8 protein-coding genes are annotated in these 6,254 nt (G+C 49.7%); 7 read left to right on the top strand and 1 reads right to left on the bottom strand.

The window, feature by feature from the left end:
- Positions 1-508 precede the first annotated feature (508 nt).
- The 7 genes from IBX50_RS15890 to IBX50_RS15920 all read left to right on the top strand — a co-directional run bounded on the left by IBX50_RS15890 (position 509) and on the right by IBX50_RS15920 (position 5,413).
- Positions 509-1,042, top strand: a complete 534-nt coding sequence (locus IBX50_RS15890; protein ID WP_292257275.1) for a hypothetical protein — start codon at positions 509-511, stop codon at positions 1,040-1,042.
- A 12-nt stretch (positions 1,043-1,054) separates the two neighbouring features.
- Entirely contained in the window at positions 1,055-1,774 is a 720-nt protein-coding gene (locus IBX50_RS15895) for a hypothetical protein (protein WP_292257276.1), read from the top strand.
- Positions 1,775-1,836: 62 nt separating this feature from the next.
- Positions 1,837-3,948, top strand: a complete 2,112-nt coding sequence (locus tag IBX50_RS15900; protein ID WP_292257277.1) for a helicase-related protein — start codon at positions 1,837-1,839, stop codon at positions 3,946-3,948.
- A 257-nt stretch (positions 3,949-4,205) separates the two neighbouring features.
- The gene (locus tag IBX50_RS15905) at positions 4,206-4,484 is read left to right on the top strand and encodes a hypothetical protein (protein ID WP_292257278.1); all 279 of its coding nucleotides are present in this window, start codon (positions 4,206-4,208) and stop codon (positions 4,482-4,484) included.
- Positions 4,481-4,729 carry a hypothetical protein gene (locus IBX50_RS15910; protein ID WP_292257279.1) on the top strand — a complete coding sequence of 83 codons (249 nt, stop codon included), beginning with the start codon at positions 4,481-4,483 and terminating at the stop codon, positions 4,727-4,729. Before IBX50_RS15905 ends, IBX50_RS15910 begins: the two co-directional genes overlap by 4 nt.
- The gene (locus IBX50_RS15915; RefSeq protein ID WP_292257280.1) at positions 4,656-5,198 is read left to right on the top strand and encodes a hypothetical protein; all 543 of its coding nucleotides are present in this window, start codon (positions 4,656-4,658) and stop codon (positions 5,196-5,198) included. The genes IBX50_RS15910 and IBX50_RS15915 overlap by 74 nt, the downstream gene beginning before the upstream one ends.
- Entirely contained in the window at positions 5,198-5,413 is a 216-nt protein-coding gene (locus IBX50_RS15920; protein ID WP_292257281.1) for a hypothetical protein, read from the top strand. Before IBX50_RS15915 ends, IBX50_RS15920 begins: the two co-directional genes overlap by 1 nt.
- A gap of 5 nt (positions 5,414-5,418) precedes the next feature.
- On the opposite strand, the gene IBX50_RS15925 is transcribed toward IBX50_RS15920, so the two are convergent.
- The coding region (locus IBX50_RS15925; RefSeq protein ID WP_292257282.1) for a plasmid recombination protein at positions 5,419-6,254 on the bottom strand (836 nt) is incomplete at its 5' end.

The following is a 6,254-nucleotide window of genomic DNA, read 5'->3' on the forward strand; positions in this document are numbered from 1 at the left end:
AAATCACCCCCTTTGTCGCTGAAAATCACCCCCCTGCGTCGCTGAAAATCACCCCTCTCCACTATTAGCAATGTATTTATTATGCATCTTAAGCAATGCCTTAGAGCTGCAAGATGTTGACTTTAAATGGAATATGAAATTCTGGTGGCGGAATTAACTGTCAAGATGAGAGATATTCTCAACACAACTCCAGACCATACAGAACAAGGCTTGGCGGTGTTTTTTTTCAAAAAAAACGAGTAGATCACTCGCCTTGATTTTGTCCTATTTGTTTAATTTTGTAATTGCGACAGGTTACAAAAAAAAACAAAAATAAAGGCGAGATGGGTAGAGTGTTTTTTTGCTATACCACAACAAAAAAAACACTTAACAGGATGTATTCTTAACAGGATAACCTGTATTGGCTATTGTTAAGACCATGATTTTCAATAAAGATTCGAAGCCATCAGGGTGAGCACGTCACGCCCACCCCAAAGAAGATCGCTGTGCGATGAGGGCTTGCAGAATCATGCTTGAAAAACTGATTCCCTACGGATTGAGAAAATCAACCTCAATTGTGCTTGAAATGCCGTTGAAGCTACTCCTGCTGCTACGGGCGCTCAATCCGTTAACTTGGTGGCGACTGTCAAAAAAAATACATCAGGCTCCCGTTCGCGAGGATTCTGAAGCAGGCACTCAGGACAGCAGTAAAGAGGGGATGCCAGTAGCAGACCCTTTACGCCCCAGGCCGCCAACAGAAAGTCAAATGGGTGCCTGGCACCTACCTGATGAGCGCAGACTCGCAACTCTTACTCGAATTCATCTCGGGCAGCAATTGATGCTCATCCTTTTTGTTTTAATTCCAGTGCTGTTTGTTTTGGTGATTTGGAATGGCTGGGGATCAAAAACATTTAGCCCTCAATTACTGAGTTTCAATTTTTTTATCCTGACTTTTATGATCATGCTGCCAACCTATGTGCGATTGACCGTTGTGCGGCGCCAGCTCGAATTAAAACGATTGGTGGGTTTATCCGACCTCACGCAACGACAGCATTGGTATTGAGGGATCAAAGACATGGGAATCACAACCGTTAATGGTCTGGTTGAATTTTTGGAAGTTGATGCGCTAAGCGACCTTGAATCGGAGTTCCCTTTCAAGGATGAGGTGCTACCCACAGTGCTTTTATTGTCGGCCATCATTCGTCATGCACGTAACGATCTGAATACTCGCGCCTACCATCGCTCAGGCTGCTGCTATTATCGCGGCATCATGTTTGAGTATCACGTAGAACTACTTCAGGCATGCTTTGCAATTTCCGGACTTCCCTTTGATGGCATTAATGCAAAGAATGCACGCAGAGAGGCAGAAGCTCTTTTGGGACTGGATTCTGGATACCTGGAGCCGCAATACACTCGCAACCTCGGCGCACCCGGTGCTGCGGCAGCGGCTGCCATTGATCTTTATCGAATCGCTGCCGAAAACAAGAAGATCGCAGAATCCGTCCTACAGAAATACATGCCCGCGCTACTGGATGAGGCGGCACATCGCTTGCCATCCGATGAAGAAATTGAGTGGCTTGAACGCCATTTTGAGCGCAGAAAGTTTGGCACTAACGCCGCTGACAATGAGATTGCACAGGAGACGGCTAGTCTTTACGATCCGCTGGCTGAGCACTGCAAACCTGAAAGCCAATTAATGCAAGCACCGATTGAACCAAAAGAACCAATTGATTACCGGCCTCAGTGGATTGGTTTTTTGGCACCTGAAAACCAAATGGAGCTTGGCATCCATTGATATTTTGCAGCTCATAAGTAAATAGGTTAACCTAAAGCAAATTAAAGCTTAGGCTATTCCGTATGGCAATTACTGCAAAAATCGCTCAAAAAGATCAGCGTCTGGAAAAGTTAGGCGTAACCAGCTCCATGCAGGTTCCTTTCCTGGCACCAGCACGTTACACCGAATTGAATACAGTGAGCCATGTCAGCGACATTCAGCCGAACACTTCATTTGCGGTTCAGTGCACGGTAATCACAGAAAAGCCGTTCAAACCCAAAAGCAAGAAAGGATTTGTGCTAGAGGTATCACTGCCTTACAGCCAAATTCATCAGCAGCCCCAGCGTTTGCGCTTGATGTTTTTTTCCTACCCTCCAGCCAAACTGGTTGCCGAGCAAAGCGGGCAGGAGGTTAGGCTTCTAGTAAAAAGCCTAGGCTTTAACATCGGAGCCGGTGAAACACCGCTACTAATTTTTCAAGAGCAGCTGCCGACCATCCAAGACTTCCCCTACCCCGTTATTGGGATCTATCCTGGAAGTCGCGGCCTTCAGCCTAGCGTAACGCGCAATCTCGTAATAGAAAATCTAAAGGATTCGGATGGCATGCGCTTAGGCGCTGCAGCCAGCCGCCTAATGGATGAGATGGCACCATACACACAAGATCAGGTGCTTAAAGCTTGGGGTCAGTCCAGATCTATACCGAACGCTGAAAAAACAACTTTAATGAGAATGATTCGAGCTGTTCATTTCCCTGCCTGCATGAGTCAGGCGGAAATAGCCTCTCATGGTTTGCGAGATTTGATTGCGCTGGCTTATCTGATTCAGGCTGTTCGCAGCAAGCCATTAACGGACAAGCCCGTTCAGATCGTGATTGGCGATCAAATGCTGTATCGCAGAATAAATCAGCTGCCAAAACAACTCTCCCCAACAGATGACCAGTTGCAAGCGGTAAAAGATGCACTTAAGGACTTATCGTCAGATCATGCTATGCACCGACTCCTTTCAGGGGATGTAGGCACAGGAAAAACGCTGGTATTCGGATTGGTGGCTCGACTGGTCGCCGATGCAGGGCGCAGATCAATTATCCTTCTGCCCTCAGCTCCAATGGCCGAGCAGGTGCATGCTGAGCTATCCGCTTGGTGGCCAGATACACAGCAGGATGCGGTGCTGGTGACCGGCGCTACCAGTAAAAAAAAGATGGATCAACAGGTACAAGGCAAACGGATATTGATTGGAACGACTGCACTGAATGCACGTCTTGAGCATCTGGCGTGGCGACCCGATCTGGTTGTTGTTGATGAGCAGCAACGCTTTTCCGTGCGCCAGCGCCAGCAGTTGCTGAGAATTGGCGGCCATCTTCTTGAGGCTACGGCAACCTGCCTGCCGCGAACCTTGGCTCAAGTCCATTATGGGCTGACCGATATGTCGCGCCTGAACAAGCCTTGCGTGGCGAAAACTTTCCACACAACACTCCATGATCAAGGAGAGCAAGGGGCAATGGCTGAGGTGAGCGCACGCCTTGCTGCCACCTTGGCTGCAGGTGATCAGGCGCTGATTGTGTTTGCCAGCAAAGAGGAATCTAAAGAGAAGGAAGACCCATCTGACCAAGAGAATAACCAGCAAATAGGCATAGCTGAAGCAGAAGTGAAGGAGTTACCTAAGCTTTTTTCAATCAGCGAGGGATATCCTGCGTTTGTTCGTCGGTACGGGGAAGACCGTGTTGTTCAGCTGCATGGCAGCATGAAAGCAGAGGATAAACAGCAATCTCTGGATGCCATGAAAAGCGGTCAGGCCGATATTTTGTGTGCCACCACAGCTGCCGAGGTGGGTTTAAACATCCCTCGGTTGCGATTGGTCATCATCATGAACCCAGAGCGACTTGGGCTGGTTACCATGCACCAGCTCAGGGGTCGTGGTGCACGAAACGGTGGTGACGCATGGTGCATGCTGGTGGCCGACAAAAAACGACTTAAGCCGGATGCCCTGGATCGTCTGAGTGCTTTATGCAAGACAACCGATGGATTCAGATTGGCGGAAATGGACTTCGCCCTTCGCGGCATGGGTGATCTGGATTATGAGGCTATCTCTCAGAACGGAAAGCACACAGACTTTCTTTTGCCTCCCAGGGCAGCAGCTTTGCAGTACGATCACTTCCAAACTGCATCAGCCATGCTGCAATTACTGGCAGGCAACTGATGCGCCCACAAAGCACCCAAGAGGCTGTGGATGCCTTCTATCAACAGCATGGCCCATGCTGCGCGGGGTGCGACTGGTGGCGCTACTACAATTCCACTGTGGGCGAGTGTATTAAGTCTGCCCCGGTATCTGGAGCAGAAAGAACGGCCATGCTAGGCATCCAATCGCTCAGTATGCAGATTGGGGCTGGCCATGCGCTCACCACCCGTGATCATTTTTGTGGCGATTTTGTAGACTCGCACGATTGGACTTAACCAATGGAAAAGAATATACCGATTGAAATTGATCTCCATGGCCTCTTTGGAGATTTACCTTCAGCTACAGAGGGCGAGCTCAAAAAAGCCCGGGAACGTGACGCCGGATTTCTGGCACCGTTAACGGTTTGCAACCAGTGCGGCGGCAAGGAGTATTTTCATCGGCTTGGTTGTCGCTGCACACGCGACATAACCAAGATAGACGTTAAGTGGGTGTGGATGGATATTGGCGGCACCATTCTTGAGCAAGGGATTGATTTTTGCTGGATACCAAAAAAATGAACAAACATGCAGAGCCCATACACCAGAAAAATTCTGAGTATCTTGCTGAACTGATCAAGCTGATGAGCGACATCAGCGAAGACCACTATAGCGCCTCCTGGATTCAAGGCAACGAATATGCGATTTGGCATGCCCTAGTAACAGGGGATCGCCATTACGGATTTTCCGAGATTGACCCCTTCCAGCTTCAGCGCTGCGGTGATCTTGCTCGCAAGCTGGAAGGGGGTGGTTATGGAGACACCTGAGAAGAAGAACGGACAGACCAGTGCGCTTGCCGGGCCTCGGTTCATCCCTATGGATCAGTGGCTGCGAAGGGTTGCGGATAGGCAAGCTTCTGCAGAAAAAGAAAAAAAGGACACACCTTCCAGTCCAGCAGTCTCTGTGCTTGCGCTGCTTGAGAGTCGAAAAAAGAAGGATAAGGATGCGGTTGATCACTCCTTGGATACAAAAGCCATTGTCGATCAGCTGAGGATATTGCAGCGCCAGCCAGAAGCCCAAGCCAATGTGGCGCTTAATGCGGCCATAGAAATTCTGGAAAGTCTCGCCAATGAGGATGTTGTTCGCTGCCTCTTGGATGCCCGTGCACTGGCCATGAAAAACGTAATGGCAGCCCGAATTCCTGAGTGCGGTGACTTTGGAGCCATTGCGCAGGATCTTGACTATGCTTGCAGGCAATTGAAAATCGCGGATCAACCAAGCGAGGTGTCTAAATAATGGATATGCCATCTTTTTTGTCGCTTGCCCGGGTGTGCGCAGAGCGCATCCGGATCGGCGACTTCTGTACGGAGGATGAAGCCATCGTCTTTGCGGCAAGCCACTTGGAAGCGATCAACTCAGCGGCTGCCAAAAAATCCACGACTGCAGGTGATTGCGATCCAGAAACAATGGTTGTGGCGCTTCCTGACATCGAGCACCTGCTTGAAGATTGATCGGATCATTTCTGCCGGGATTCAGAGGAAATCCCTTTATCTCGGCGCTGCTCTGCGTAGAGCTTTCGCTGCTCAGCCATGATTTGATCCAGGATTTCCCTGTTAGTAATGCCGGCCTCCATATCCAAAAGCTCCTTTAGCAGATCCATGGCAATTTGCTGCTCCTGCTGCCCCCTCTGATCGGCCAGACTCGCCAGCGCCAGCGCACACTGATAAAAGCCCATGTCAAAGATAGGGTGCCGGGTTAAAGCCTCTGGCATGTCCCTCAGTTGAATTGCTGTTCTGCGGTCAAGTCGTTTACGACGACTCGACTCAGGCTTCACACGATCCTGATAAAAATGTCGGCCAACAGCCTCAAAAAAATCGGTCTGCATCGATCGCAATACAGAGCGATGTGGAAAAGTGATCTTGCCCAATGGCCATTCCCCGCGCTCAATCAGCTCCAGGCTTGGGGTAAACCAACCATGGACGTGAGGATGCTCCTCATCTAGATGCAGGATACTGGCATGAAGTAGCATGCTGCGCTCCTCGAGCCATTGGTTAAACCAGTTTTGACTCCGCTGCCTGAAGTCCATAACCATGTCTTTTGACACGTCTTTGGTCATCTGTGGGAGTGATGCAACCAGCGTACCGAGAGCCACTGCGTTTTTTCTTAAAGGTCTTCCGGTGGGAAACCGGTCGGACTGTCCATACCGACACCCATCCATCATCTTGTGAATCCATGGGCCTAGTTGACTCGGATGTACCACCGGCGAATCAGGGTTGGTGAACACCTGGATATCTGGCTGCTGCCTGAGATGGCCGATATGGGTTTCATCCCTCAACCCTTCAGCGATCACCG

The sequence above is a fragment of the Marinospirillum sp. genome, assembly GCF_014859565.1.

Coding starts and splice junctions, on each gene's coding strand:
- IBX50_RS15890 (WP_292257275.1), top strand. CDS start 509: ATGCTTGAAAAACTGATTCCCTACGGATTGAGAAAATCAACCTCAATT.
- IBX50_RS15895 (WP_292257276.1), top strand. CDS start 1,055: ATGGGAATCACAACCGTTAATGGTCTGGTTGAATTTTTGGAAGTTGAT.
- IBX50_RS15900 (WP_292257277.1), top strand. CDS start 1,837: ATGGCAATTACTGCAAAAATCGCTCAAAAAGATCAGCGTCTGGAAAAG.
- IBX50_RS15905 (WP_292257278.1), top strand. CDS start 4,206: ATGGAAAAGAATATACCGATTGAAATTGATCTCCATGGCCTCTTTGGA.
- IBX50_RS15910 (WP_292257279.1), top strand. CDS start 4,481: ATGAACAAACATGCAGAGCCCATACACCAGAAAAATTCTGAGTATCTT.
- IBX50_RS15920 (WP_292257281.1), top strand. CDS start 5,198: ATGGATATGCCATCTTTTTTGTCGCTTGCCCGGGTGTGCGCAGAGCGC.